Annotated in this window: 27 protein-coding genes and 1 tRNA gene; 12 read left to right on the top strand and 16 right to left on the bottom strand. The window is 69.5% G+C overall.

Going from position 1 to position 24,160, the window contains the following annotated elements; all coding sequences use genetic code 11:
• Positions 1-14 precede the first annotated feature (14 nt).
• On the top strand, positions 15-269 hold the full coding sequence (locus tag MA876_RS11450) for a hypothetical protein (RefSeq protein WP_248148997.1): 255 nt from the start codon (positions 15-17) through the stop codon (positions 267-269).
• Here the strand turns inward: MA876_RS11450 and MA876_RS11445 are convergent.
• From MA876_RS11445 to MA876_RS11405, 9 genes are read right to left on the bottom strand one after another with little or no spacing between them, the layout of a single operon-like run.
• Positions 266-1,162 carry an alpha/beta fold hydrolase gene (locus tag MA876_RS11445; protein WP_248148995.1) on the bottom strand — a complete coding sequence of 299 codons (897 nt, stop codon included), beginning with the start codon at positions 1,160-1,162 and terminating at the stop codon, positions 266-268. The genes MA876_RS11450 and MA876_RS11445 overlap by 4 nt on opposite strands.
• Positions 1,159-1,905 carry a 3-hydroxybutyrate dehydrogenase gene (locus MA876_RS11440; protein ID WP_248148993.1) on the bottom strand — a complete coding sequence of 249 codons (747 nt, stop codon included), beginning with the start codon at positions 1,903-1,905 and terminating at the stop codon, positions 1,159-1,161. Before MA876_RS11440 ends, MA876_RS11445 begins: the two co-directional genes overlap by 4 nt.
• On the bottom strand, positions 1,902-2,573 hold the full coding sequence (locus MA876_RS11435; protein WP_248148991.1) for a TetR/AcrR family transcriptional regulator: 672 nt from the start codon (positions 2,571-2,573) through the stop codon (positions 1,902-1,904). Before MA876_RS11435 ends, MA876_RS11440 begins: the two co-directional genes overlap by 4 nt.
• Positions 2,557-4,113, bottom strand: coding sequence for a class I adenylate-forming enzyme family protein (locus MA876_RS11430; protein ID WP_248148989.1), 1,557 nt, complete (start codon positions 4,111-4,113; stop codon positions 2,557-2,559). Before MA876_RS11430 ends, MA876_RS11435 begins: the two co-directional genes overlap by 17 nt.
• Positions 4,113-5,210 (bottom strand): branched-chain amino acid ABC transporter permease, encoded by a 1,098-nt coding sequence (locus MA876_RS11425; RefSeq protein ID WP_248148987.1) that lies wholly within the window; start codon positions 5,208-5,210, stop codon positions 4,113-4,115. Before MA876_RS11425 ends, MA876_RS11430 begins: the two co-directional genes overlap by 1 nt.
• A gap of 2 nt (positions 5,211-5,212) precedes the next feature.
• Positions 5,213-6,088 carry a branched-chain amino acid ABC transporter permease gene (locus MA876_RS11420; RefSeq protein WP_248148984.1) on the bottom strand — a complete coding sequence of 292 codons (876 nt, stop codon included), beginning with the start codon at positions 6,086-6,088 and terminating at the stop codon, positions 5,213-5,215.
• Complete coding sequence (locus MA876_RS11415) at positions 6,085-6,801, bottom strand: ABC transporter ATP-binding protein (protein WP_248148983.1); 717 nt, start codon at positions 6,799-6,801, stop codon at positions 6,085-6,087. Before MA876_RS11415 ends, MA876_RS11420 begins: the two co-directional genes overlap by 4 nt.
• Positions 6,798-7,568 (bottom strand): ABC transporter ATP-binding protein, encoded by a 771-nt coding sequence (locus MA876_RS11410; protein WP_248148981.1) that lies wholly within the window; start codon positions 7,566-7,568, stop codon positions 6,798-6,800. Before MA876_RS11410 ends, MA876_RS11415 begins: the two co-directional genes overlap by 4 nt.
• A gap of 2 nt (positions 7,569-7,570) precedes the next feature.
• On the bottom strand, positions 7,571-8,773 hold the full coding sequence (locus MA876_RS11405) for a substrate-binding domain-containing protein (RefSeq protein ID WP_248148979.1): 1,203 nt from the start codon (positions 8,771-8,773) through the stop codon (positions 7,571-7,573).
• 194 nt (positions 8,774-8,967) lie between these two features.
• Between MA876_RS11405 and MA876_RS11400 the strand changes: the two genes are divergently transcribed.
• Together MA876_RS11400 and MA876_RS11395 are read left to right on the top strand one after the other, a co-directional pair.
• Positions 8,968-9,399 carry a MarR family winged helix-turn-helix transcriptional regulator gene (locus tag MA876_RS11400; protein ID WP_248148977.1) on the top strand — a complete coding sequence of 144 codons (432 nt, stop codon included), beginning with the start codon at positions 8,968-8,970 and terminating at the stop codon, positions 9,397-9,399.
• A complete protein-coding gene (locus MA876_RS11395) occupies positions 9,396-10,619 on the top strand; it encodes an MFS transporter (RefSeq protein ID WP_248148975.1) in 1,224 nt (407 codons plus the stop codon). The genes MA876_RS11400 and MA876_RS11395 overlap by 4 nt, the downstream gene beginning before the upstream one ends.
• Positions 10,620-10,954: 335 nt before the next feature.
• On the opposite strand, the gene MA876_RS11390 is transcribed toward MA876_RS11395, so the two are convergent.
• Positions 10,955-12,196 (bottom strand): HNH endonuclease signature motif containing protein, encoded by a 1,242-nt coding sequence (locus MA876_RS11390; protein WP_248148973.1) that lies wholly within the window; start codon positions 12,194-12,196, stop codon positions 10,955-10,957.
• Between the two features lie 170 nt (positions 12,197-12,366).
• Positions 12,367-12,442: transfer RNA gene (locus MA876_RS11385), tRNA-Lys, on the bottom strand.
• A 96-nt stretch (positions 12,443-12,538) separates the two neighbouring features.
• On the opposite strand from MA876_RS11385, the gene MA876_RS11380 reads away from it, so the two are divergent.
• The 4 genes from MA876_RS11380 (at position 12,539) to MA876_RS11365 (ending at position 15,033) form a co-directional block, all read left to right on the top strand.
• Complete coding sequence (locus MA876_RS11380) at positions 12,539-13,354, top strand: inositol monophosphatase family protein (protein ID WP_248148971.1); 816 nt, start codon at positions 12,539-12,541, stop codon at positions 13,352-13,354.
• A gap of 32 nt (positions 13,355-13,386) precedes the next feature.
• Positions 13,387-13,965, top strand: coding sequence for a hypothetical protein (locus MA876_RS11375; RefSeq protein ID WP_248148969.1), 579 nt, complete (start codon positions 13,387-13,389; stop codon positions 13,963-13,965).
• Between the two features lie 46 nt (positions 13,966-14,011).
• Positions 14,012-14,365: a nuclear transport factor 2 family protein gene (locus MA876_RS11370; protein WP_248148967.1), complete on the top strand. Its 354-nt coding sequence runs from the start codon at positions 14,012-14,014 to the stop codon at positions 14,363-14,365.
• A gap of 110 nt (positions 14,366-14,475) precedes the next feature.
• Positions 14,476-15,033, top strand: coding sequence for a hypothetical protein (locus MA876_RS11365; RefSeq protein WP_248148965.1), 558 nt, complete (start codon positions 14,476-14,478; stop codon positions 15,031-15,033).
• 3 nt (positions 15,034-15,036) lie between these two features.
• Here the strand turns inward: MA876_RS11365 and MA876_RS11360 are convergent, their stop codons facing one another.
• The gene (locus MA876_RS11360) at positions 15,037-16,206 is read right to left on the bottom strand and encodes a Type 1 glutamine amidotransferase-like domain-containing protein (protein ID WP_248148963.1); all 1,170 of its coding nucleotides are present in this window, start codon (positions 16,204-16,206) and stop codon (positions 15,037-15,039) included.
• Between the two features lie 19 nt (positions 16,207-16,225).
• Positions 16,226-17,053, bottom strand: a complete 828-nt coding sequence (locus MA876_RS11355) for an alpha/beta fold hydrolase (RefSeq protein ID WP_248148961.1) — start codon at positions 17,051-17,053, stop codon at positions 16,226-16,228.
• 23 nt (positions 17,054-17,076) lie between these two features.
• Here MA876_RS11355 and MA876_RS11350 point away from each other — a divergent pair, with 23 nt between their 5' ends.
• Complete coding sequence (locus MA876_RS11350; RefSeq protein WP_248148958.1) at positions 17,077-17,655, top strand: TetR/AcrR family transcriptional regulator; 579 nt, start codon at positions 17,077-17,079, stop codon at positions 17,653-17,655.
• A gap of 9 nt (positions 17,656-17,664) precedes the next feature.
• Here the strand turns inward: MA876_RS11350 and MA876_RS11345 are convergent, their stop codons facing one another.
• Complete coding sequence (locus MA876_RS11345; protein WP_248150127.1) at positions 17,665-18,753, bottom strand: DNA glycosylase AlkZ-like family protein; 1,089 nt, start codon at positions 18,751-18,753, stop codon at positions 17,665-17,667.
• Between the two features lie 103 nt (positions 18,754-18,856).
• On the opposite strand from MA876_RS11345, the gene MA876_RS11340 reads away from it, so the two are divergent.
• The 3 genes from MA876_RS11340 to MA876_RS11330 are packed head-to-tail and all read left to right on the top strand — an operon-like array spanning position 18,857 to position 22,022.
• On the top strand, positions 18,857-19,783 hold the full coding sequence (locus MA876_RS11340; protein ID WP_248148957.1) for an SDR family oxidoreductase: 927 nt from the start codon (positions 18,857-18,859) through the stop codon (positions 19,781-19,783).
• A gap of 54 nt (positions 19,784-19,837) precedes the next feature.
• Positions 19,838-20,686 (top strand): helix-turn-helix transcriptional regulator, encoded by an 849-nt coding sequence (locus MA876_RS11335; protein ID WP_248148956.1) that lies wholly within the window; start codon positions 19,838-19,840, stop codon positions 20,684-20,686.
• A gap of 10 nt (positions 20,687-20,696) precedes the next feature.
• Positions 20,697-22,022, top strand: coding sequence for a flavin monoamine oxidase family protein (locus MA876_RS11330; RefSeq protein ID WP_248148955.1), 1,326 nt, complete (start codon positions 20,697-20,699; stop codon positions 22,020-22,022).
• On the opposite strand, the gene MA876_RS11325 is transcribed toward MA876_RS11330, so the two are convergent.
• Both MA876_RS11325 and MA876_RS11320 read right to left on the bottom strand, forming a co-directional pair.
• Positions 22,019-22,303 carry a hypothetical protein gene (locus MA876_RS11325; protein ID WP_248148949.1) on the bottom strand — a complete coding sequence of 95 codons (285 nt, stop codon included), beginning with the start codon at positions 22,301-22,303 and terminating at the stop codon, positions 22,019-22,021. The genes MA876_RS11330 and MA876_RS11325 overlap by 4 nt on opposite strands.
• A gap of 29 nt (positions 22,304-22,332) precedes the next feature.
• Complete coding sequence (locus MA876_RS11320; RefSeq protein ID WP_248148944.1) at positions 22,333-22,986, bottom strand: NUDIX hydrolase; 654 nt, start codon at positions 22,984-22,986, stop codon at positions 22,333-22,335.
• A 158-nt stretch (positions 22,987-23,144) separates the two neighbouring features.
• On the opposite strand from MA876_RS11320, the gene MA876_RS11315 reads away from it, so the two are divergent.
• On the top strand, positions 23,145-24,107 hold the full coding sequence (locus MA876_RS11315; protein WP_248148942.1) for a helix-turn-helix transcriptional regulator: 963 nt from the start codon (positions 23,145-23,147) through the stop codon (positions 24,105-24,107).
• Positions 24,108-24,160: the final 53 nt, after the last annotated feature.

Here is a 24,160-nt window from a genome sequence, read left to right as displayed (position 1 = left end):
GGTAGCGTGGGGGCATGCGGAAGTACATCTTCGGAACGGGCATCATCACCGCCGTCACGAGCGGTCTCACCCTGCTTCGTGGACTCCGCGAGAACGAACCGTTCACGTGGCGCGCGGCGCTCGCGTGGCTCAGCTGGGGCATCACGCTGGCCCTGGCGATCGGCGCGATCGTCGACACCCGGCGCGCATCGCGCGGCCGTCTCATCGCGGGCGACTCGCCCGTGCACGGCAAGGAGCAGAAGCTCCTCAAGCGCCGTATCGACAGCTAGGACGCTCGGAGCTCGTCGAAGATCACCGGCGAGATGGCAGCCGCCCCGGCATCCGACATCACGATCGTGTAGTGGTTGAGTCCGTCCAATCGCTCGTGCGCGACCTCGGGTGAAGCCGCGAGGACTTCCTCGAGATACCGGGGCGAGTACAGGCCCGGCTCCTCGTTCTGAAGCCCGCGCGGGGCGGTGAGGAATCGTGCGGGATGCCGCAGCCCCGCAACCGCGTCCGTCAGCGTCGAGCCCGTGTTCATGTCGACGGTGTCCTCGGCGGTCGTCTCGTAGCTCGTGGCGGGACGCAGCATCCCCTCACCGTCGTCGACGAGGTCGTACGCCAGGTACGACTCGAGCGTCGGGGTCCAGGCGCCTCGGAACGCGGGGTGATCGCGCCAGAAGTCGAGGTAGGCGTCGGCGTCGGCGAACCGCATCGACAGGCGCGCGGCGGTGGGGCCGAGGATCGACGAGACCATCGTGTCGGCGTCGAGGCCTTCGGGCACGTCGAGCGGGAGTCCGCCGTCGATGAGCACGAGCCGTGAGACGCGTTCGGGATGCAGGTGGGCGAACACGACGGCGACGAAAGCGCCCATCGAGTGGCCGACGACGACGATCCGCTCGATCCCGAGCGCGTCGAGCACGGCGGCCATGTCGTCGGCGTGCGCGCGCATGCTCGAGCCGCCCTCGAGGTCGTTGCTCGCCCCGCGCCCGCGCAGGTCGGGCGCGATCGCCTGCACACCGGGCAGCCTGTCCACGACGTACGGCCAGGCGAGGTGCGACGACGTCACGCCGTGGATGAGGAGGACGTCAGCGGTGCGCTCCCCTACGGGATCCCAGACCGCGACGCGCAGATCGCCGCCGGCGACGGGGACGTCGATCGTGCGGTAGGAATGCTCGGTCATCGCGCCGTCCACCCGCCGTCCATCGTGTACGACGCGCCCGTGACCATGCCCGCTTTGTCGGACGCGAGCCATCCCGCGAGCGACGCGACCTCATCGGCTTCGACGAGCCGCTTGATCGCGGTCTCGGTCAGCATGATCTTCTCGACCACTTCGTCTTCGGGGATGCCGTGCACCTTCGCCTGATCGGCGATCTGCTTCTCGACGAGCGGCGTGCGCACATAGGCGGGATTGATGCAGTTGCTCGTGACCCCGTGCGGGCCCCCCTCGAGCGCCGTGACCTTCGAGAGCCCCTCCAGACCGTGCTTCGCGGCCACGTAGGCGGACTTGAACGCGGATGCCCGCAGGCCGTGCGCGCTGGAGATGTTGATGACGCGTCCCCAGCCCTTCGCGTACATGCCGGGCACCGCCGCGCGCACGAGCAGGAACGGCGACTCGAGCATCAGTCGCAGCAGCAGCCGGAAGGTGTCGGGGTCGAAGTCCTCGATGGGGCTCACACGCTGGATCCCGGCGTTGTTGACGAGGATGTCGGCATCCAGTGCCAGGTCGTCGAGCGCCGCCGTGTCGGAGAGGTCGACGACCCACGCGTCGCCGCCGACGTCGGAAGCGGCGGCGGCCGCGGCGTCCGCGTTCAGATCCGCGATCGTGACGTGCGCGCCGCGCGCGGCGAACTCGTGCGCGCACGCGAGGCCGATGCCGCTCGCGCCGCCGGTGATGAGCGCACGTCTGCCGACGAGATCCTTCATGAGTCGTCCTTCGGGGTGTCGCGCGGCGCGAGCGCGTTGTCGATGAAGCGGGTCATGCCCGCGAAGATGACGGGGTCGAGCTCCGTGGGCGCGGTGCCCGAGGCATCCCGCTCCCACAGCAGGAACCGCATGCCGATGAGCTCGCCCATGCCCATGAGCGCCCACGCCGTCGTCTCGGGATCGAGCGCCCGGTCGACGTCGCCGGTCTCCTGCGCGGCGCGCAGGCCGGCCTCGTAGCCTTCGACGATGCGCGTGTAGTGCAGGCGCAGCACCTCGGGCGAGACGAACTCGGCTTCGCGGACGACCCGGTAGAGCGCCGGATGCTCTGCCGTGAACCGGAAGAACCCCGCGAATCCCGCGCGCTCGGCTTCCAGGCGCGACCCGGCGCCCTCCATCGCCTCGGACATCGAGTGGCGCACTCGGCGGTTGAGATCGATGACGAGGGCCTCGAAGATCGACTGCTTGCTGTCGAAGTAGAGGTAGAACGTGCCGAGGCCGATCCCGGCACGCTCGGTGATCTTGACGATGGATGCCTCGTGGTACCCCTGCTCGGCGAACACCCCCTCGGCGGCCTCGAGGAGTCGCCGCCGGGTCGCCTCGCCGCGCTTGGTCAGCGGGCGGCCGGTCGCGGGCGAGACCAGCTCGTCGGTGTCATCGGGAAGGCTCATGATGCGCCCCTTCCATCAGGTTCTTCGCACGGGCTCGCAGGCGCGAGCGGGCGAGCTTCTCGATCGTCGAGCGCGGGAGGGTCTCGACGAACTCGATGTGCACGGGCACCTTGAACGCGGCCAGGTTGCGCCGCGCGTGCGCGACCACCTCGTCGCGCGAGAGCGCCGCGCCGGGCGAGCGGACGACGAAGGCGACGCCCCGCTCGCCCCACACGGGGTCGGGGACGCCGACGACGGCGGCCGACTCGATGAGCGGATGCAGGCCCAGCGCGTATTCGACCTCGGCGGGCGCGACGTTCTCGCCGCCCGAGATGTAGATGTCCTTGAGGCGGTCGACGATGCTGATGATCCCCGCCGCATCGCGCTGCACGAGGTCCCCCGAGCGCAGCCACGGCCCGCTCATGGCGGCAGCCGTGGCATCCTCGTCGCCGATGTATCCCGCGAAGACGCTCGGGCCGCGCACCCACAGCTCGCCCGTCGCGGGTCCCTCGAGGGGCAGTCCCGACTCCACATCGACGATCTCGACGGTCACGTGCGGGTACGGTCGCCCGACGGCACCCGGGTTCGCCGCCGCTTCGTCGGCCGGCAGGTGCAGCACGTTGGGGGCAGCTTCGGTGAGCCCGTATCCCTGCGTGAGCGGGATGCCGCGATCCGCCCATTCCCGATGGAGGGCGATCGGCATCGTCGCGCCGCCCACCAGCGCGAGGCGCAGGGACGAGACGTCGGTCGAAGCCCAGTCGCGATCGGCCGAGAGCAGGGCGTACTGCGTGGGCACGCCCATCATCGCCGTCACGCGGCGCTCCTCGACGAGCTGCAGGATGCGCGCCGGCTGGAAGGAGCGCTCGAGCACGACCGTCGCGCCGACCCACCAGGCCAGGAGCGGCTGGCAGTTCCACGCGGCCACGTGGAACTGGGGCAGCATCGCGAGTACGACGTCGTCCTGCGTCAGCGGCAGTGCCTGGGAAAGCGCGAGGTTGTTCCAGAAGCAGTTGGCGTGCGTCAGTACGACGCCCTTCGGTGCGGCTTCGCTGCCCGACGTGAAGATCACGAGCAGGGGGTCGTCATCGCGCACGTGCCGTCGCGTGCGCGGCGCGCGAGACGGGGGCACGGATGCTTCGATCCCCGTCGTTCCGAGGGGTGCGACGGGAGTGTCCATGCCGCGCAGGGCTTCGCCCGCGACCGCCGCGAAGTCCTCTTCGACGAGCACGAGGGCGGGCTCGGAGCGCACCAGCACATCGTTCAGCTCGCGGGGCGTGAGCCGCCACGAGAGCGGGACGAAGGCGACTCCCGCGAGCGCGCACGCGAAGAACGCGACGACGTGATCCGTCGAGTTGCCCGATACGGTCGCGATGCGGTCGCCTGCGCCGTACCCGGCATCCCGCAGCGCATCGGCGAGAGCCGATGCCCGCAACGCGAGCGTCGCGTAGTCGATCGTGACGCCGCGATCGTCGATCGCGATGCGCCGCGGGGACGTCGCCGCACGATCGGCCAGCCAGCGGCCGACCGTGTGCGGGTCGTCCTCGACGATGCCGGTGAACATCAGACGCGCACCTCGTCTTTCAGCTCCGCGGCATCCTCGAGCGACTGCAGGGACGTACGCGCTCGTTCGCCGCGCCGGCGACGCACGGCCTTGTCGACCGTGCCGGCGATGCCTCCGGGCAGGAACATGACGACGAGGATGAACAGCACGCCGAGGATGAACAGCGGCTCGGAGAGCGGGATGCGCAGGATGTCGGGCAGCCCCGCGATCGCCTCGGAACCCGCGAGCACCGTGAGGCGCTGGTCGAGGAGCGTGTAGAGCACACCGCCAACGATGGCACCCCACCGGAACCCGACGCCACCGAGAACCACCATCACGAGCACCGTGATCGTCAAGTCGGCCGAGACCGCGCGCGGCACGGTGCCCGACTGGAGCAGCATGTACGCGACGCCGGCGAGGCTCGCGAGCACCGCCGCGATGACGAACGTGACGAGCTTGACGGTGTACGGCCGCAGGCCCAGGACCTTGACCCGCTGCTCGTTCTCTCGGGTCGCCTCGGCGAGGTGGCCGAGGCGGGACTTGTCGACCCACAGGGTCACGAGGTAGACGACCACCAGGATCGCGAGGCACAGCCAGTACAGATTGCGCGTGTTGACGACCCCGATGAGGAAGTCGGGAACGTGCTCCGTCGGCAGGCTGAGCCCCTCTTCGCCGCCGGTGATCTGGGGGTTCCGGCGCACGAGCACCGACCCCGCCTGCGCGAAGGCGAGGGTCACCATCGCGAAGGGGATGCCCGAGACCCGCATTGCGACGGCGCCCGTCGCGAGGGCGATGACCATGCCGCCGATGAGGGCGATGAACACCCCCGGCCACAGGGGGACGCCGAAGTACTCGAGGGCGATGCCGAGTCCGTAGGCCCCGGCCCCGAAGTAGAGCGCGTGACCGAACGAGAGCATGCCTGCGGTGCCGAGGAGCATGTTGTACGACAGCGCGAGCGCGGCGAACACCATGCACAGCGACAGCAGAGCGAGTGTGCCCGGCATATAGGTCGGCGTGGGCAGGATGCCGGGCAGCGACAGGTTCAACAGCGGCAGGACCGCCATGAACACGATGAGCGCGGCGCCGACGACGGCGGGCACGAAACGGCGGATGTTCATCGTCAGGCCGCCTTTCCGAGCAGGCCCGCGGGCCTGATGAGCAGGACGAGGGCGAGCAGGATGACGACGATGAAGTCGCCGGTGCCGCCGAGGTAGAAGTTCGCGAACTGCTGCAGCACCGCGACGAGGACGGATGCGATGGCAGCGCCCGTGAGGGAGCCCAGCCCGCCGACGACCGTGACGATGAACGCGAAGATCAGCAGCGTCTGCCCGAGATGTGCCGAGACGAAGGTGGAGTAGTGCATCGCGAGCACGCCCCCGATGCCGGCGGCGGCACCGCCGATCGCGAAGACCAGGGTGAACGAGCGCCGCACGTCGATTCCGAGCGCCGTGACCATCGACCGGTTCTCCACGCCGGCGCGGATGATCATGCCGTAGCGCGTCTTCTTGAGGAACAGCACGAGGGCGGCGAGCACGAGGACGGCGGCGATCATGAGCACCCAGTAGGTGTTGGGGATCTTCGCGCCCAGGATGTCGGTGGTCTGCTTCAGCCAGGGGGGACCGGCGATGTTGATGGCATCCGTCCCCCAGATGCCCTCGAAGAGGGCGACCGCGGCGAACGACAGACCGACGGTGACCAGCACCTGTTCGATGTGCCGCTCGTAGAGCGGGCGGATGAGGACGAGCTCCGTGAAGGTCGCGAACAGTGCACCGACCGCGGCGCCGACGAGGATCGAGAGGAGGAACGATCCCCATGACTCGGTGCCGAGTGACGACGCGACCCACCAGCCGATGAAGGCCGAGAGCGTGAGGAACGCGCCGTGCGCGAAGTTCAGCACGTGCATGAGGCCGTAGATGAGCGACAGTCCCGACGCGACGAGGAAGTAGAGGGCGCCGAGACCGACGCCGGTGATGAGGGTGAGGATGAGGGTGCTCATGCCGCTGCCCCCGTGTGCACGCCGAGCAGGCGGCGGGTCAGGTCTTCGTCGTCGAGGATCTCGGTCGCATCGCCGGTGTGCACGACCCGGCCGCCGCTGATGACGATCGCGCCGTGCGCGAGTCGACGCACGACCTCGAGGTTCTGCTCGACGAGCAGGATGGGGACGATCTTGGATGCCTCCGCCAGCGCATCGGCGACCTCCGTGACGAGCTTGGGCGCGAGGCCCTTCGTCGGCTCGTCGACGAGGAGGATCCGGTTGTCGTTCATGAGCGCACGGGCGACGGACACCATCTGCTGCTGACCGCCCGACAGGCTGCCGGCCATCTGATCGCGCCGCTGCACGAGGTCGGGGAAGAGCTCGGCGACGAACTCGCGCCGCGGGTTCTTCTGCCGCTCGGCGAGAGCCAGATTCTCGGCCACCGTGAGCTTCGCGAACACCTCACGGTCTTCAGGCACGTAGCCGACGCCGCGCTGCACGATCTTGTAGGTGGGGAGGCCGTCGATGCGCTCCCCCGCGAGCCGGATCTCGCCCCGACGCTGGATCAGTCCCATGAGGCCGCGCAGGGTCGAGGTCTTTCCGACCCCGTTGCGGCCGAGGACGGCCGTGATGCCGGTGGATGGGACCTTGAACGAGACGTCTTCGACGACCTGCTGGCCGGCGATCGAACAGCGGAGACCCTCGACGGTGAGGATCGGGGTGGAGCTGGTCATGCCGCGGTGCCCGTTCCGAGGTAGGCGCTCTGGACGAGCGGGTTGTCCATGATCGCCTGCGGGGTGTCGTAGGCGATGATCGTGCCGAAGTACATGACGGCGACCTTCTCGACGAGCCCCATGAGCACGTCCATGTGGTGTTCGACCATCAGCACCGTGCAGTTCTTCTCGGCCTGCAGCGTGCGGATGTTCTCTACGAGCCCGGCGACGTCGCCCGATGCGACGCCCGCCATCGGCTCGTCGAGCAGGACGATGGATGCGTCAGTGGCCATCAGCACGGCGATCTCGAGCTTGCGCTTGTCGCCGTGCGAGATGTCCCCCGCCGCCGCGTCGGCCTTGTGATCGAGCCCGACGGCGCGCAGCTGTTGCAGAGCGAGCTCGGTCGCGGCATCCGTCCGCTTCGGGAAGCGGAACAGCGATGCCGAACCACCGAGGCCCACTTGCGCGGCGAGCCGCACGTTCTCGAGGACGCTCAACCGTGGGAAGAGCGACGAGGTCTGGAAGGTGCGCCCCAGTCCCGCCCGCGCGCGGGCGGTGACCGATGTCGACGTGACGTCGACACCGTCCATGAGGATGCGACCCGACGTGGGCTTCATGAGCCCGGAGATCACGTTGAACAACGTGGTCTTGCCGGCGCCGTTGGGCCCGATCACGCCGACCAGCGAACCGGCGGCGACGTCGAGGGCGACATCCTTGAGGATCGTCGCTCCGCCGATCTGAAGGCCGAGGCCTTCGACCTGCAGCGCGGACGGGACGGGAGCGCTCATTCCTACTCCGCCTCGGCGGGGGCGACCTCGTCGGCGGCCACCGTGTCGACGAGCTCGGGCACGAAGCTGCCGCCGTCGGCGGTGAGCTTGACCTGGTACATCTCCTGGATGAGGGCGTGGTCGCCCGCGCGGACGGTCGTGGTGCCCTTCGGGCCCTCGAACTCGAAGCCCTCGAGCGCCGCGATCATCGCGTCGACGTCGCCCTTGCCCTCCTTGACCGCCTGGACGATCATGATGGCCGCGTTGAACCCGTCGGGGCTGAACAGGTCGGGCGTGCCGCCCGCCGCTTCGATGGCCTCGACCATCGCGGTGTTGACGTCGTTGTCGGGTCCGCCGGCGAAGTAGTGGTTGAGGAAGCTGATCTTCTCCGAAGCCTCACCGTATGCACCGAACGTCGCCGCGTCGCCGAGGCCGGTCACGACGGGGATCTCGTCCATGACGCCCTGCTGGCTCATCGCCTGCCACATCGCACCGGACGTGGCGCCGGCCCACGCGACGAAGACGAGGTCGGGGCTGCCCGCGAGCACCTGCTGCGCGAACGGCGTGAACTCGGTCGCATCCTCGGGGACGAGGACCGAGTTGACCGTCGCGCCCTTGGCGCCGAGGATCGCGTTCACGGCGGCTTCGTTGCCCGTGCCGAACGCGTTGTTCTGCGCGAGGACCGTGATCGTCTTGCCCTCGATGTCGTCGAGGAACGTTCCGGCGGTCGCGACGTCCTGAGCCGACTGGCGGCCCGAGCGGAACGTGTACTCGTTGATGCCGGTGATCGCGTCGGCCGCAGCAGGGCCCGAGATGTAGAGGACCTTGTTCTGCGCTGCCTGCTCGGCGACGGCGAGCGCGACGCCCGACGATGCCGTGCCGGCGATGATGTTGACGCCCGCGCCGACGAGCTCCTTGACGGCGGTGACGGCCTTGTCGGGGTCGCCCGCGTCATCCCGGTACTCCACGACGATCTTCGTGCCGTCGACCTCGTCGGTGCCGTCGGTGGCGTAGTCGAGGCCGGCCTTGAACGCGTCGAGGTACTGCTTGCCGTAGCCGGCGAGCGGACCGGTCTCGCTCGTGACGATGCCGACCGTGATCTCGGCCGGGCCGGCTTCGCCGGATTCCTCGCCGCCGCCGGGGGCTGCGGACGGCGCACACGCCGTCAGGAGGAGGGCGGCCGTGGCGACCACGGACCCCAAGAGCAACTTCTTCGTAACCCGCATGTGCGTGCCTTTCACCATTGGAAGGATCTGGTGCCCGGGGAGGGCTACCTGAAAACTGATTCAGGTAATGGCAATGTAGGAAACGAGGGCTGGATCGTCAAGTCGCGCGGGGCCGCTGCGGCGTGTCGTTATCGTTTCGCGACGATCGTCCGTCGTTGCATCCCGTAGTTATATATCGTTGCTATGCTTGTGCCGTGACACATCTGCAAGACATCGAGACGCTCATCACGGCATCCGCCTCACTCACCCGCATCGCGGCCCTCGAGACCCGCAACGAGACTCCGGCGGCCCAGTGGCGCACGCTCGCGCTGCTGCGCGATCACGGCGCGCTGCGCATCGGCGAGCTCGCGATCGCGAGCCGCGTGAGCCAGCCCGGCATGACGCGTCTCATCGGACAGATGGCCGAGGCCGGGCTCGTGGAGCGGGAACAGGATGCCGCGGACTCACGCGTCACGATCGTCTCGGCGACCGCGGCCGGACTCGATGCCCTCGACGCGTGGCGCGATCAGCTCACGACCGCGCTCGCGCCGCACTTCGCCGATCTCGACGAGCACGAGTGGGAGGCGCTCGCGATCACCGCGGCAGTCCTTCGTCGCAAGACCGCCGTGGCCGAGGTCGCGCGATGAGCGGCGCGACCGCATCACCGTGGCGGCAGCCCGCGCGAGTGTGGGCCGTCGCGTTCGCGTGCGTCGTGGCGTTCATGGGCATCGGGCTCGTCGACCCGATCCTGCCCGCGATCGCCGATTCGCTCGACGCGTCCCCCGTCCAGACCGAGCTGCTCTTCACGAGCTACCTCGTCGTGACGGGCCTCGCGATGCTCGTCACGAGTTGGATCTCGAGCCGCATCGGTGCGAAGGCCACACTGCTCGCGGGTCTCGCACTCATCGTCGTGTTCGCTCTGCTGTGCGCGCTGAGCGGCAGCGTCGACGCGATCATCGGCTTCCGCGCGGGGTGGGGCCTCGGCAACGCCCTGTTCATCTCGACCGCACTCGCCACGATCGTCGGTGCCGCGTCGGGCGGCAGCGGCGCGGCGATCGTCCTCTACGAGGCGGCGCTCGGCATCGGCATCGCCGTCGGGCCGCTCCTGGGCGGCCTGCTCGGCGAGGTCAGCTGGCGCGGCCCGTTCTTCGGCGTCGTCGCCCTCATGGCGATCGCCTTCGTCGCCGTCGCCGTCCTGCTGCGCGGGCCGGGCGAGAAGCGCGCGCCTGTGCCGCTCTCGGCGCCCTTCAAGGCTCTGCGGGATCCTGGGCTCGCGGTGCTCGCGATCACGGCGCTGTTCTACAACATCGGGTTCTTCGTGCTGCTGGCGTTCTCGCCGTTCCCGCTCGGCTTCGGAGCGATGGGCATCGGCCTCACCTTCTTCGGGTGGGGGGTCGCGCTCGCGATCACGAGCGTGTGGGTCGCGCCGGTGCTCGTGCGACGGATGCCGCGCACCACCGTCATCCTCCTCGTCCTCCCCCTGCTCGCGGTCGACCTCGTCGCCGCGGCCGTCTTCGTCGCGTCGCCGCCCGCGCTCGTCGCGTGCATCATCGTCGGCGGACTCCTGCTCGGCATCATGAACACCGTCCTGACCGAGTCGGTCATGGAGGCGACGGACCTGCCGCGCTCCGTCGCGTCGTCCGCGTACTCCGCCGTGCGATTCCTCGGCGGTGCCGCGGCTCCCCCGATCGCGGCACTGCTGTGGCACCTGTACGGCCCGAGTGTGCCGTATGCGTTCGCCGCGGCATCCATCGTCATCGCGACGCTCACGATCCTCATCGGACGCCGCGCGCTCGCGCGGATCGACGGACGAGAGGCGGATGCCGCGGACGAAGCCGCCGCGGTGCTCGTCGGCGACGCAGCCTGACAGCGGCTGAGAGACTCCCGGCCGGCCGTTTCGTCGCGCCGGGTGCATGGGGAGCGGGCCCTTCGCGCTGATGCGGGGCGGCCCGTTCCCGTTCTTCGTGGCACGGCGAGGTTGGGTGGGCGGCGGCTCCCGTCCCTCCCGCCCACGCAGACAGCCTCGCTCACGGCACCACACGGACTCCCCTGTCCGCACGCCGCCGGGAAGAGCGGGCACACGACGACAGACCCGGCCCCCCGACCGCCGCCTTCGGCCGCCACAAGCGCGCCTCGTGCACTCATGGGCGCGATGCCGCGCCGATCGCGGGTCGGTCCCGTGCGCGTGCGCGCGGAATGTTGTCAGAACGGGGGTGGGTCGCCGTCGGTGGTGAACGCGACGCCGGGTGGGGCGGGTGATTCGGGGTATTCGCGTCCGGTCGGGCTTCGCCATGTCATCGTGCGGTCGGCGGTGAGGGTGACGCTCCAGGCGGAGTGGTGTTTGAGCATGTGGTGTCGTCGGCAGACGTGGGCGAGGTTGTCGTGCTCGGTCGCTCCGCCGTGGGCGTGGTCGTGCACGTGGTCGATGTCGCAGTGCGCGGCCGTGACGCGGCAGCCGGGGAATCGGCACCGCTGATCGCGTGCTCTCAGCGTGCGCCGCAGGTCGGCTGACGGCCGGTACCGGTCGACAGCGAGGACTGTGCCGGTGACGGGATGCGTGAGGACCCGCTCCCACCCGGGCGCCCCGGCGCACAGCACCCGGGCCGTGTCGGGGTCGATCGGCGCGGACCCCTCGATCACCGCCGGCGCGGCATCGACTCCTGCGAGGGAGAGGACGGGGACGGTGACGTGCACCTCGGCGCGGATCGCACCCAGCTGCCCGTCGGCGTCGTGACCGGAAGGCTCACCCGTCAACAGCAGATCGGACAGCAGATCGGCGCGGAGCTGATCATGCGAGCGGGACTCGGCCGGATCGGCATCCTTCACCGCGGTCGCCATCGCGGACAGTCGGGCGCGGATCCCGTGCGCGAGCGTCGCGGGCAGGACCGCGAGCAGCTGCGCCATCCCGTCGTCGAGGTCACGCACCTCGACCCGACGCTCCTCCCGCGCACTCTCGTGCCGCTCGGTCAGGGTGGTCGGCATCACCCGCTCGGCCAGCAGCAGCGCGACGGGCTTGAGGCGGCTCGCGCTCTCACGCTCGGCGACCACGAGCGCCGCGTGCTCGAACACCGCCCGCGCCCCGGCATCCTGAATCCGCTCCCCCACGGAGACGATCACATCGACGTGCGCGCGCGACACGCGCCCCTCGGTCAACGCGACCAGCGACGCGGGGAACCGCGTCGCGAGCCGCTCTGCTTCGACCAGCCGACGCTCGACCGTGCGATCGGACACCCGCAACGCCGCGGCGATCTCGGCCGCGATCTCGCGCACCGGCATGTCGCCGTCACCGCGCGACCCGTCTGCACGCGAGACACCCAGCGCCATCGCCGACGCCAGCAGACTCGCCTCCAACGCCTGGAACGCCGCGATCCCCCGACGCGCCTCGACCAACGCCGTCACGACACCGTCGAGCACCGCCGCCTCGTCAGGGGTGAGAAGATCCATACCTCCAGCATCCCACCCACCCCCGACATTCGAAGATACCTACGTCGCTTCGATCGGGTTCTTGCGCAGTCGATTCGGTGGGCCTTCGCAGCAGACACGACCACCTGCGTAGCCGCGACCTTTCGCGGAAGCGACCGAAGGGCTCCGCGCGATCGCGAAGCCCTTCGGAGTGGTGCACCCCCTGGGACTCGAACCCAGAACCCACTGATTAAGAGTCAGTTGCTCTGCCGATTGAGCTAGAGGTGCAGGCGATCCGCACCAGGCGAACCGAGGGTAAACGTTACCATCACGATCGGGTCTCCCGCGAATCGAGGTGTGCCCGCGGCCGGTTATCCTTGCCTGGTGACCTCCCCTTCCGCCGCAGCGTCGTTCGACGCCCCGTACGAGGGGGATCTGCACGCCGACCTCGATCTCGCGTTGTGGCTCGCGGATGCGGCGGACGCGGCATCCATGCCCCGCTTCGACGCCCCCGATCTCGACGTGCAGGCGAAGCCCGATGCGACCTTCGTGACGGACGCCGATCTCGCGACCGAAGAGGCCATCCGCGCGATCCTGGCCGCCGAACGCCCCGATGACAGCGTGCTCGGTGAAGAGTTCGGCACGACGGGCGACTCGAACCGCCAGTGGATCATCGACCCGATCGATGGCACGCACAACTACCTCAAGGGCATCCCGATGTGGACGACCCTCATCGCCCTCGCCATCGACGGCGTACCGCGCGTCGGCGTGGTGAGCCAGCCTGCGATCGGGCGGCGCTGGTGGGCGGCGAGCGGACTCGGCGCGTGGACGAACGGCCCCAAGCGCATCGCGGTCTCGACGGTCGCCGAACTCGACAAGGCGAGCGTCAGCTTCCAGAGCATCGAACAGTGGCGGGATGCCGGTGAACTCGACGCCCTCGAACGCCTCACGAGCAGCGTCTGGCGTGACCGCGGCTACGGCGACGCATGGCCCTACATGCTCCTCGCTGAGGGACGCCTCGAGCTCGTCGCCGAGTTCGGCGTCAAAGAGTACGACATCGCCGCACTCATCCCCATCGTGACCGAGGCCGGCGGCAAGTTCTCCGCATACTCCGGCGCCGATTCACTGTCGGAGCGCTCCTCGCTCGCGACGAACCGCGTGCTGCACCAGACTTTCCTCGACCTGCTTCATCCGTCCTGACTCCTCCTCCCCCACCCACGGAGCCTTCTCGAATGACTTCTCGCCTCCCCCGCCTCGGCGCCGCCCTCGTCCTCGCCGCGACGGCCCTCCTCGTGACCTCGTGCGCGTCCGCCGCGCCAGAACCCGAACCGACCGGCACCGTGGCATCCACTCCGACGCCGACGGCCCCGGCGCCCGAGGCGACCGAGACCGAAGCCCCGGTCGCCGAGGACCTCACGTGCGACAACATGATCCTGGCGAGTACCATCGCCGACTTCACCGCCGCGGGTTGGTCGTCGCAGGCGGAGCCGTTCTACATCGGCGCGCTCGAGCTCCCGGGTGGACTCCTCTGCAAGTGGGCCGACCTCGAAGGCCCCGCGGGTGACCACCTGAACATGTACGGCTGGGCGCCGATCTCGACCGAGACCGCAGAAGAGCTGCAGGCAACCCTCGTCGGCGAGGGGTGGATTCGCGAGGACGCCCCTCAGGGCGTGTACATCACCGAGAACCCCGACACGGCGATGTCGGTGGACGACCAGGGCTATGGCTGGACCTACCTCTTCTCGGAGTCCGACGTGAAGTTCTCCAACACGAAGCAGGGGATCCTGCTGGTCGACTGGCCCAAAGGCTAGACCCCGACCGTAGATTCCGCGTGCGCGCCTGCGGTAGACACGGAGCATGTCGCAGACGAAGAAGTGGCTCGACGGGTACATCCGGGCATGGATGACGAAGGATGGCGCGGACGTCCGCGCCATCTTCACCGACGATGCGGAGTACTGGTTCCGCCCCGACGACCCGGATCCCGTGATCGGGATCGACGCGATCGTCGAGATGTGGGGCGAGGACGAGCCGCCGAACCCGCAGTACGAACTGGACGTGCTGATCGAGGACGCCCGCCTGGGCATCATCAAGGGTCACGTCGACTATCCGGGCCATCAGTTCTACTCGAACCTCTGGGAGGTGCATTTCGCCGACGACGGCCGTGCCTCGAAGTTCGTGGAATGGTTCATGACTCCGCGCAAGGCCGAGTGATCCGGTCTCCTGAACTCGCGGTGATCTCCTTACCGCACGCCAAGGCTCCCCTGAGGGTGTGCGACTAGAGTCTCACGGGTACACGGACCGTGAATCTGGGGGGAAACACGTTGTCGGACATCTGGGTGCGCTGGGGAGCGCTCACGAAATCACTGATCAGCACACGAATCGCCGTCGAACGCGAGCGCGCGCTCTGGGATGACCTCGAGGTCACCGAGAAGGCGGAGCTGCGCCTCAGGACGCCCGTGCGCGAAGCCGGACTCACCGTCGTCGATCACGTCGAGGCGCTCGACGACGAGAGCACGGTGCTGACCGCGACCTTCGTGCTCTCGTACGCGCTCGCCGAAGCCGCCGCTCTGAACCGTCTCGGAATCGACTTCCGTGCGGGGCTCGGCGTCGAAGAGTGGGGCACGCGTCTGCTCCTGGATGCCGGGCGCACGTGGTCGGACGTGCCCGAGGGTCTGTCCGGGGCGGTCGAGGTCGCGGTCGTCCGCAACCTCATCCTGCACGGCCAGACCGAGTTCGACGTGCAGAGCTGCGTCCGTCTCGCGACGGCGGGGAACATCTCGCACGCCGTCGGCGACCCTGTGGTCCTCGATTACGCGCAGGTCGAGCTCTACCGTGGACGCCTGCTCGATCTGCTGACCGTCGGCGGACTCGGGGACTGAGATTCACCGCCCGTAGCGGTCGAGCCGCTGCCACGGCCAGTCGGCCCGCAGCCAGGCCGCCACGGCATCCGCGAGCGGCTCGTCGAGCCGGGCGCGCTCCGCACTCACCCACGACTGCACCGACACATCGAAGTCGGGTGACGACGACGGATAGAGGTACACGCAGCCGATGACGTGGTCATCGGCCGGGTCGAGCACCGTGAACGTGAAACCACGGCCCGCTGCGAAGTCGGCCGCGTGCCGTACGAGGTCGGAGAGGTTGTCGTCGAGCGTCATCCCGTCGGCCGGGGGCCAGCCGTCATCCGGATACCCCTTCGTCGACCGGATGTGGGCGATGCTCGACGACCACGCCGCGTGGTCCGATCGGTTGTGCTGAGGGCCGAGCGGCTCGAGGCGGAACTCGCGCGCGATGAGCGAGGTCGGCGCCTCGAATCCGTCCGGGACGAAGCGCGGGGTGCGGCTGCCGATCGTCACCTCGACACCCGCATCCGAGCGCGTGGCTTTCCAGACCCGACCGGCGCCGCGCACGCGCGTGCGGCCGTCCGGATGCACCACGAAGGCCGTATGCTCGTCGACCGCGATCGCATGCGGCGCGAGTCCGGCATCCACCGCCGCCAGAGCACGCGAGATCGTGCCCCACTGCGCCGCGTGCGCGTCGACTCCGCCGGGCACGAGCCCCAGCCCGTCGCGCACCTCGAGATCGTCGAGCTCTTCACCCACGTCCTCCGGCGCGATCACGACGCCGTCGAGCAGGTAGCCGCCGACGATTGCTCGGGATGCCGCGACCGCCGCACCCGCGGAGAATCCCGCGTACGGCACACCGACGTCGACCGCCGCACGGATCGCGGGCGCGATGTCGATCAGCGCGTCGTGATAGGCCGGGGTCAGGCCGCCGCCGACGAAGATCCCGTGCGCTCCGTCGACGATCCGCGCTGCGAACCTCGCTCCCTCGACGATCGCCTCGACACGCACGCTCTCGGGCGCCGCACCGGACGCGACCAGGAGGGATCGGAACCGGTCCACGCTCGTGTCGTCGTCGGGTTCGAGCACGAGAATCATCGCGATGACGGGATCCACGCCCGCCGCGGCATCCATCGCCTCTTCCACGAACGGGCGCAGCACGGTCGCGCAGAGCGCTTCGTCGCGCCCTCCGCCGACGAGATGAATGCTCATGATGCTCGACGCTAGCGATTCACCGCTGGTTCCAGAAGCGCAGGATCGCAGCCGCCAGCGCCGCGGGCTGTTCCAGCGGCACGAGGGTGCGCGCGCCCACCAGCGTGATCGCCGTCGCCTTCGGGGAGCGCGCGGCGGCACGCTCGGCGTCGTCGGGGCTCCAGTCCCCGCGATCATCCGACGCGATGAACAGACTCGGCACGCGGATGTCGGCGAGCCGGCCGTTGACGTCGACCCGGTCGAGAATGAACGAGCGCAGCGCCAGCGTCATGCTCGCCTTCGTCGGGCGGCGCAGGCTGTCGAGCACGACCGGAATGATCTCAGGGTCGGCGGCCGAGGCGTCCGTCAGCATCGCGTCGACGATCGCCGCGCGGACCGGGCCGACCGGGCCGACGAGACGCAGCAGCGGCTTGAGCAGCTGGATCCGCCTCCGCAGCTCGGGAGCGATCGGCTCCGTAGGAGAGCTGATCGCGACGAGACTCCGGACACTGTCGGCGTCCGTTGCGAGATCGAGCCCGACGTGTCCACCGAACGCGTTGCCGACCCAGTCGACCGGTTCACCCGGCTCGAGCGCGGCGAGCATGTCGCGCGCGGCGTCCGCGGCTTCGGCGACGGTGCTCGGAGCGGTGAGCGGATCGCTCAGGCCGAGTCCCGGCGGATCGATGAGCACGTATCGACGCGGTGTCGCATCACCCGCGATCAGGTGCGGCAGAATGCGATCCCACGTGTGGCTGTCGACGAACATCGACGACCAGAGGACGACGGTCGGGCCATCGCCGACGATGCGCGCATGCAGTCCGCCGAGGCGGGTGTGAATTCGTTCGGTGTGTTCTGTGAAGGTCAGCATGCATTCATGTTAGCGTCACTAACATGAATAAGCGCAAGTACGAGATGACCTCGCGGGCGGATGCCGCGGCCCGGACCGCCGACAGGATCATCGACGCGATGCTCGCGCGCTTCGCGACGACGCCGTACGAGAACGTGCGCATCGAGGACGTCGCCGCCGATGCCGGAGTGACGGGCCAGACCCTGATCCGCCGGTTCGGCAGCAAGGCCGCACTCATGAATGCGACAGTGGCGCGCGAGCTCGCACGCGTCGCCGCGGCGCGCGAGGAGGCTGCCCAGGCCTCGCCTACCGACACCATCCACGAGCTCATCCACCACTACGAGCGATACGGCGCGCTCATTCTCAAGACGTACTCCGAAGCACCCCTCGTCGCAGGCCTGCCCGCTCTGGCCGCGCGAGGTCGCGCCTTCCACGTCGACTGGTGCCGGCGAGCGTTCCCCCTCGACCCGTCGCTCTCGCCGACCGAGAAGGCCGTGCGCACGGCTCAGATCATCGCCATCTGCGATGCGACGACGTGGCGCATCCTGCGGTTCGACGGCGAGCTCGACGAGGCACAGACCGAGCAGGCGCTGGCCGCTCTCCTGCTGCCCCTGCTCGTGTGACGGAGGGTGTCAGTGTGCTCGCGTGAGCTCGAGGTGCTCGCCGCGGGTCCCGGCGAGACGTGCGACCTCGTCGCGGAGCGCTCGATCGTCGAGCTCCGCGAACGCGTCGATCGTGACGACGTCGGCACGCATCTTCCACGTCCCGACGACCACGCCGCTGGCGATCACGATGTTCGCGCCGTTCGAGATGAGAGACCGCCGGGCGGGCGGCACGATCGTCGCGTCGGCAGTGCCGGGCCCGAACACCCAGGGATCGTACGCCGGGAGCAGGCGCACGGCGTCGGAGGGCGCAGCCGCCGCGATGTCGTCGGCGTCCACCCGCAGGACGAGCGCCGGGGTGCCGACGAGGTCGAAAGACTCGACCTCGTCGGCGAGATCGGCGACCCAGGACTGCACTCTCTTGCGAGGAACACCGAGTCCGTCCGTCAGCCAGTAGGCGAGATTCGCCTCGGTGGCCGGCCCGTACGCATGCAGGTACGCGCGAACAGCCCGCCGACCCGCATCGTCGAGGTCGATGGACTCGAGGGCCGGGATGACGAGTTGGAATGCCGCCTCGCCGTCGATCGAAGGCCCGAAGCAGATGTCTCCCCACCAGTGCAGCGGCTTGTAGAGGCTGTCGGCCCCGGCGCCGCGCGCGGCAGGAGCGAGATGCCGCAGGGCGGGAATCGCTTCCAGCCTCGTGCTGATCTCGCGCCGTGTCTTCGGCCCGCTGCGGAGCGTCTCGCGCACCGCTTCGCGCAGCGGCTGCCAGTCGTCGAGCGCGAATCCGCCCTGCTCCTGCCACCGCGCCGTCTTCCAGACACCGGTGGCCGTACGGGCGGTGAGCAGCGTCGCGCCCGTCTCACGGGTGAAGACGTACTGGCCGCCGCGGAACGCGTAGCTGCGGATGACGTCGCCGCGCGCGAGCGCCGTGCCGAGCGCGGTCATGCTCGGCGTCGCGAGCCGGGTCGCGACCGTGAGGTCGGCGTTGTCTGTGGGCCACGCGCGGAACGCGAGCACGCGGTCGGCGACGTCGGCCACCGATGCGGCCGACGCATCGTCCAGCGCGTGACGCCGGAGACGCCAGGTGAGCGCGCGCGCGAAATCCATGGATGCCATCGCCACACCGCGACTCTACGGTTCGACACCGACATCCAGGGACTCCCGATCCCCGGGTAACCCGGCCCTTCCTGCGCCAGCCGAGCACACGGACGATGGATGCATGCCCAAGACCTACGACATCATCGTCCCCGATCTGACCGGAAAGCGCGCCGTCATCACCGGTGCGAGCGACGGCGTCGGTCTCGAGATCGCCGCCCGCCTCGCGCGCGCGGGCGCCGAGATCGTGATGCCCGTCCGCAGCCGTGCGAAGGGAGAGGCCGCGGCCGCGCAGATCCTGCAGCGGACGCCGGATGCCGGCATCCATCTGCGTTCGCTGGATCTCGCGTCGCTCGACTCCGTCGCCTCGTTCGCCGACGAATTGCTCGCAGAGGGACGCCCGATCGACTACCTCATCAACAACGCCGGGGTCATGACGCCGCCGTCACGCCAGGCGAGCGCCGACGGATTCGAACTGCAGTTCGCGACGAACCACCTCGGCCACTTCGCTCTCGCGGGTCGCCTCCGGCCGCTGCTGCGCCACGTGACGAGTCAGGTGAGCATCGCCGCGAACGAGGGCGCGATCCACTGGGAGGACCTGCAGTGGGAGCGCGACTACGACGCCATGGCCGCGTACAGCTCGTCGAAGATCGCATTCGGACTGTTCGCGACGGAGCTGCAACGGCGATCGGATGCCGCGGGCTGGGGTATCCGCAGCACCCTGTCGCATCCGGGCATCACACCCACGAACCTGCTGTCGGCCCAGCCCGGCATGGGACGCCCAGACGACACGACGGCCGTCAAGGTGATCCGGACGCTCTCGCGGCTCGGGCTCATCGTCGGCACCCCGCAGTCCGCGGCGCTGTCGGCGGTCTACGCCGCGACGAGTCCCGACGCCGTCGGCGGGCGCCTGTACGGGCCGAAGGGGTTCCAGCACCTCGGCGGGCCGCCTGCCGAGCAGAAGCTCTACTCGCGCCTGACGGATCAAGATGCCGCGGCCCGCGTGTGGGCGGAGTCCGAGCGCCTCACGGGCGTGACGATCGCCGCGTAAGACAGGGATCGCCGGTCCCTTGTTCCCGGCATCCTGATCTCGGAGACTCGAACCATGGACAGAGCACAGCTCGCGGACTTCCTCCGCCGTAGGCGCGAGGCTCTGCAGCCCGAGGACGTCGGACTGCGGCGCGGGTCGCGTCGGCGCACGGCGGGACTGCGGCGCGAAGAGGTCGCTGCGCTCTGCGACATGTCGGTCGACTACTACAGCCGGCTCGAGCAGGGTCGCGGTCCGCAGCCGTCGGAGCAGATGCTGGCCGCGATCGCGCGCGGACTGCGCTTGACGATCGACGAGCGCGATCACCTCTTCCGGCTCGCGGGGCACACCGCGCCGGTGCGCGCGCTGCGCGGCGACCACGTCTCCCCCGGCACGATGCGGGTGCTCGATCGCCTCGCCGACACCCCCGCGCAGGTCATGACCGAGCTCGGCGAGACTCTCGCGCAGACGCCCGCCGCGCGCGCCCTCTTCGGCGACGAGACACGGTTCGAGGGGCACCTGCGCAGCGTCGGCTACCGGTGGTTCATGGATCCGTCGGCCCGCGATGTGTACCCGGTCGAAGACCACCCCGAGCATTCGCGCGCGTTCACGGCCGACATCCGTCGCGCGTACGCCAAGCACGGGGCGCGCTCCCGAGCGGGTGCGATCGTCGCGGCGCTCCTCACCGAGAGCCCCGAGTTCGTCGAGCTGTGGGAAGCGCACGAGGTGGGCGCGGGGCACGCACGTGAGAAGCGCCTCCAGCATCCGGAGACGGGGGTCATGGACCTCCAATGCCAGTTCCTCGTGGACCCCGAGCAGGGCCAGACGCTGCTCGTCCTCACCGCGACGCCCGGCTCCGAGAGCTACGACAAGCTGCAACTGCTCAACGTCATCGGCACCCAGACGCTGGCGGGCGGGGAGCGCTAACGTTTCGTCCATGGAGCGTTTCGACACGATCGTCGTGGGCGCCGGGGTGTCCGGTCTGACCGCAGCCCGACTGCTCGCGAGAGCCGGGCGACGCGTAGTCGTCGTCGAGGCACGCGATCGCACGGGCGGCCGCGTGCACACCGACCGCACGGACGGACGCGTCACCGATCTCGGCGCATCGTGGATCCACGGCATCGAGGACTCCGCCGTCCACGCCGCGACGCAGGCGTTCGGCATGCGCACGGTGGAGTTCACGGTGGGCGGCTACCAGCCCGACAGTCGACCGATCGCGTACTACGGCCCGGACGGCGTGCGTCTCACGGATGCCCAGGCCCAAACATCCATCGCCGACATCCACGCCGTCGACGCGACTCTCTTCGACGTCGTGGCGGAGTCGGCTCCGGATGCCTCGTACCTCGACGTCACCGACGAGGCCGTCGCCCGGCAGGGCTGGGATGCCGAGCGCGCCGCGCGCGTGCGCGAATACATGCAGCATCGGTCCGAGGAGCAGTACGGCGCGTGGATCGCCGACCTCGCCGCGCACGGACTCGACGACGACTCGATCGACGGCGACGAGGTCGTCTTCCCCGACGGGTACGACCTCCTGCCGACGAATCTCGCGCAGGGGCTCGACGTGCGCCTCTCGCACGTCGTGTCACGCGTCGCGTGGTCTGCCGACGGAGTCGTCGTGACGACCGATCACGGAGAGTTCACCGGCGCCGATGCCGTCGTGACCGTCCCGGTCGGGGTTCTGCAGTCATCCGCGTTCGCGATCGACCCGCCGCTCCCCGAGCCGAACGCTTCGGCGCTGGGACGGCTGACGATGAACGCGTTCGAGAAGGTGTTCCTGCGCTTCGAGACGAAGTTCTGGGATGACGGGGTCTACGCGATCCGGCAGCAGGGGCCCGAAGGTGTCTGGTGGCACTCGTGGTACGACCTCACCGCGCTGCACGGCACGCCGACGCTGCTCACCTTCGCCGCCGGTCCCGCCGCGATCGCGACCCGCTCGTGGCCTGTCGAGGACATCGCCGACTCGGTCCTCTCGCAGCTGCGCCGCCTGTACGGCGACCGCGTCGAGCAGCCCACGCACGTCGATGTCACGCGATGGCAGGACGACCCCTTCTCGCACGGTTCGTACGCCTATATGACCGTGGGCTCGACGACCGACGATCACGAGGTCATCGCGACACCCGTCGGAGGAGTGCTGCACCTGGCGGGTGAGGCGACGTGGACGGACGACCCCGCCACCGTGACCGCCGCGATGCTCTCTGGGCACCGCGCCGCCGAGCGCGTGCTCGGGCGCTCCGTCGCGATCGAGGAGCTCTGGGCCGACTAGCTCCGGAGCTTGCCCTTGCGTTCCAGCTCCTTCGAGATCGCGCCGCCCGACATGACCCCGCCCGCACTGGTCGCCGACATGACAGATGCGACGGAGACCCACGACATGATCGCGAGCAGCGAGACCGCCGAACCGATCCCGAGGATCGATCCGAACGACCCGATCGAGCCGATCGAGCAGGCGGATCCGACGCTTCCGATCGACAGGACGGAGTTCTTCGACCACAGCGAGAGGACGGACCCGCTGGATCCGAGCGAAAGGATCGACTTCTGGTTCGGCATGGTGCTCCCCTCGTGGATGCAGTCGAAGGCTACTCCCGCGGGTGGGCGATCCGCACGTACAGCTCGGCCGGACGGCCGCGACCCTCGCTGAACGTCGCTCCCGTCTCTTGGAGCCCCGGCAGCATCGCGCGGCGGAAGGAGTCGGGCAGCAGTCCCTCGCCGAGCACCGTCTCGTGCAGCTGCCGGAGTCGGCGCAGGGTGAACGGCCCGGTCAGCAGTCCTGCCGGGTCGGGCGTTTCGCGATAGCGCTCACGCAGCCACTCGACGGCGAAGCCGACGATCTCGGCATGGTCGTACTTCAGCGCAGGCAGATCGGCGACCGGCACGACGCTGACGCCTGCGGCGGAGACCAGTCGCTCCGGCGGCACGGCGTCGACGTGTGCGACGCTCAGCACCCACCCGCGGTCGTCGCGATCGGGAGCGTCGAACACGTGCAGCTGCCGCGGCGCGAGCCCCGTGATGCCCGCCTTTTCGCGCAGCGCGCGGTGCACGGCATCCGTCAATCGCTCTCCCGGATGCAGGAACGTGCCCGGCAGACGCCACTCGCCGCCGTGAGAATCCTCGCTCATCACGAGGAGCACGCACAGCTCACCGTCGGCGACCGTCAGCACCGCGGTGTCGGCCGCCACCGACGGTCGCGGGTACTCGTCGAGGGCGCGCCCGGCGCTGTCGCGATAGGTCATGCCCGCATTTTACGCATGCTTGCGCAATCTCACGCGCAGGCTGGCGCGGCACCTTCCGCGTCGTACGCACACCCGCGTCGGGCTGGTCCGGCGATCGCTCGCCTGCCACTGCGCGCTTCCCGTATCCTGCGATCACCCGCCGACCGTTCGGAGCGCACATGATCAGTCGACCCTTCGATCTCTTCGATCCCCTCCTGCAGCGGGTGCTCACCTCGCGGCCGACGAGCGTCACCGAGTTGAGCGAGCTCGCCGGGTCGATCGGGTGGGATGGGCAGGACGCGCTCGCGACCCTCGAGGACCTGGGGATCGCCGAGCAGTCCGACGGCGAGCTGCGGATAACGGATCCTGTGCGCGCTCTCGCTGCGCGCGCCGCGCGCGCGTTGGAGGCGCAGCGGCAGTCGATCGACGAGACGGCGACGCTTCTGGCGGCCATCCCCCACCTGATGAACCACTCGGTCGCAGAACCCACCGGCGCCGGCAGCGACCGGATGATCGGCGACATCGTGCGCGGGCACGATGAGGTCTGGGAGTCGTGGTGGCGCAACTCGGCCCACCTGCAGCCGAACAGGCCGGGAGTGGTCACGCCCGATGCCGTGATGCTCAAGGGGCAGGTCCTCGAGGACATCGAGCGCGTCGCCGCGGACTTCATAGAGCGCGGGTTCCACATGCGGGTGATCCTCGACATCGAGGAATGCTTCGGCCCCGAGGGTGACATCGAGCCCTGGCTGCAGGCGCAACTGGACGCGGGCGTCGAGGTTCGCGCGATGTCCGATCCCCCGAGCTGGTTCTACGTCGATGACGGCGTCATCGGCGGCATCCCCCTCACCTGGGGTCAGGGCAACCCCGCCGGCATGGTCATCCTGCATGATTCGCCGCTGCTCGCCCTCGCCGCCGCCTTCTTCGAATCCCTGTGGACAGCCGCGATCCCGATCGGCGGGACGGTCGCCGGATGGGAGCCCGTTCTGGAACTGCTCGCGATCGGTCGCAGTGACAAGCAGATCGCGGACGCGCTCGGGCTCAGCCTGCGAACCGTGCGTCGACGGATCGCCGAGGCGATGGACGATCTGCGGGCGCCGACGCGCTTCGAACTCGGTGCGGCCTGGGCGCGGCGAGCGAGCTGAATGGCAGGCGGATGCCACGGCACTCACTCCTCCTTCCGGGCGCTCCCCCGGGT

It is taken from the genome of Microbacterium aoyamense, assembly GCF_023155855.1.
In the GTDB taxonomy this organism is placed as follows: Bacteria; Actinomycetota; Actinomycetes; order Actinomycetales; family Microbacteriaceae; genus Microbacterium; species Microbacterium aoyamense.
Note: the sequence above shows the minus strand (reverse complement) of the source record. Positions and strands in the feature narration are given on the sequence as shown.

What these genes read in the sequence shown, in the direction of transcription:
- MA876_RS11450 (WP_248148997.1), top strand. Translation starts at nt 15, where the DNA reads ATGCGGAAGTACATCTTCGGAACGGGCATCATCACCGCCGTCACGAGC.
- MA876_RS11445 (WP_248148995.1), bottom strand. Translation starts at nt 1,162, where the DNA reads ATGACCGAGCATTCCTACCGCACGATCGACGTCCCCGTCGCCGGCGGC.
- MA876_RS11440 (WP_248148993.1), bottom strand. Translation starts at nt 1,905, where the DNA reads ATGAAGGATCTCGTCGGCAGACGTGCGCTCATCACCGGCGGCGCGAGC.
- MA876_RS11435 (WP_248148991.1), bottom strand. Translation starts at nt 2,573, where the DNA reads ATGAGCCTTCCCGATGACACCGACGAGCTGGTCTCGCCCGCGACCGGC.
- MA876_RS11430 (WP_248148989.1), bottom strand. Translation starts at nt 4,113, where the DNA reads ATGTTCACCGGCATCGTCGAGGACGACCCGCACACGGTCGGCCGCTGG.
- MA876_RS11425 (WP_248148987.1), bottom strand. Translation starts at nt 5,210, where the DNA reads ATGAACATCCGCCGTTTCGTGCCCGCCGTCGTCGGCGCCGCGCTCATC.
- MA876_RS11420 (WP_248148984.1), bottom strand. Translation starts at nt 6,088, where the DNA reads ATGAGCACCCTCATCCTCACCCTCATCACCGGCGTCGGTCTCGGCGCC.
- MA876_RS11415 (WP_248148983.1), bottom strand. Translation starts at nt 6,801, where the DNA reads ATGACCAGCTCCACCCCGATCCTCACCGTCGAGGGTCTCCGCTGTTCG.
- MA876_RS11410 (WP_248148981.1), bottom strand. Translation starts at nt 7,568, where the DNA reads ATGAGCGCTCCCGTCCCGTCCGCGCTGCAGGTCGAAGGCCTCGGCCTT.
- MA876_RS11405 (WP_248148979.1), bottom strand. Translation starts at nt 8,773, where the DNA reads ATGCGGGTTACGAAGAAGTTGCTCTTGGGGTCCGTGGTCGCCACGGCC.
- MA876_RS11395 (WP_248148975.1), top strand. Translation starts at nt 9,396, where the DNA reads ATGAGCGGCGCGACCGCATCACCGTGGCGGCAGCCCGCGCGAGTGTGG.
- MA876_RS11390 (WP_248148973.1), bottom strand. Translation starts at nt 12,196, where the DNA reads ATGGATCTTCTCACCCCTGACGAGGCGGCGGTGCTCGACGGTGTCGTG.
- MA876_RS11375 (WP_248148969.1), top strand. Translation starts at nt 13,387, where the DNA reads ATGACTTCTCGCCTCCCCCGCCTCGGCGCCGCCCTCGTCCTCGCCGCG.
- MA876_RS11370 (WP_248148967.1), top strand. Translation starts at nt 14,012, where the DNA reads ATGTCGCAGACGAAGAAGTGGCTCGACGGGTACATCCGGGCATGGATG.
- MA876_RS11360 (WP_248148963.1), bottom strand. Translation starts at nt 16,206, where the DNA reads ATGAGCATTCATCTCGTCGGCGGAGGGCGCGACGAAGCGCTCTGCGCG.
- MA876_RS11355 (WP_248148961.1), bottom strand. Translation starts at nt 17,053, where the DNA reads ATGCTGACCTTCACAGAACACACCGAACGAATTCACACCCGCCTCGGC.
- MA876_RS11350 (WP_248148958.1), top strand. Translation starts at nt 17,077, where the DNA reads ATGAATAAGCGCAAGTACGAGATGACCTCGCGGGCGGATGCCGCGGCC.
- MA876_RS11345 (WP_248150127.1), bottom strand. Translation starts at nt 18,753, where the DNA reads ATGGCATCCATGGATTTCGCGCGCGCGCTCACCTGGCGTCTCCGGCGT.
- MA876_RS11340 (WP_248148957.1), top strand. Translation starts at nt 18,857, where the DNA reads ATGCCCAAGACCTACGACATCATCGTCCCCGATCTGACCGGAAAGCGC.
- MA876_RS11335 (WP_248148956.1), top strand. Translation starts at nt 19,838, where the DNA reads ATGGACAGAGCACAGCTCGCGGACTTCCTCCGCCGTAGGCGCGAGGCT.
- MA876_RS11330 (WP_248148955.1), top strand. Translation starts at nt 20,697, where the DNA reads ATGGAGCGTTTCGACACGATCGTCGTGGGCGCCGGGGTGTCCGGTCTG.
- MA876_RS11325 (WP_248148949.1), bottom strand. Translation starts at nt 22,303, where the DNA reads ATGCCGAACCAGAAGTCGATCCTTTCGCTCGGATCCAGCGGGTCCGTC.
- MA876_RS11320 (WP_248148944.1), bottom strand. Translation starts at nt 22,986, where the DNA reads ATGACCTATCGCGACAGCGCCGGGCGCGCCCTCGACGAGTACCCGCGA.
- MA876_RS11315 (WP_248148942.1), top strand. Translation starts at nt 23,145, where the DNA reads ATGATCAGTCGACCCTTCGATCTCTTCGATCCCCTCCTGCAGCGGGTG.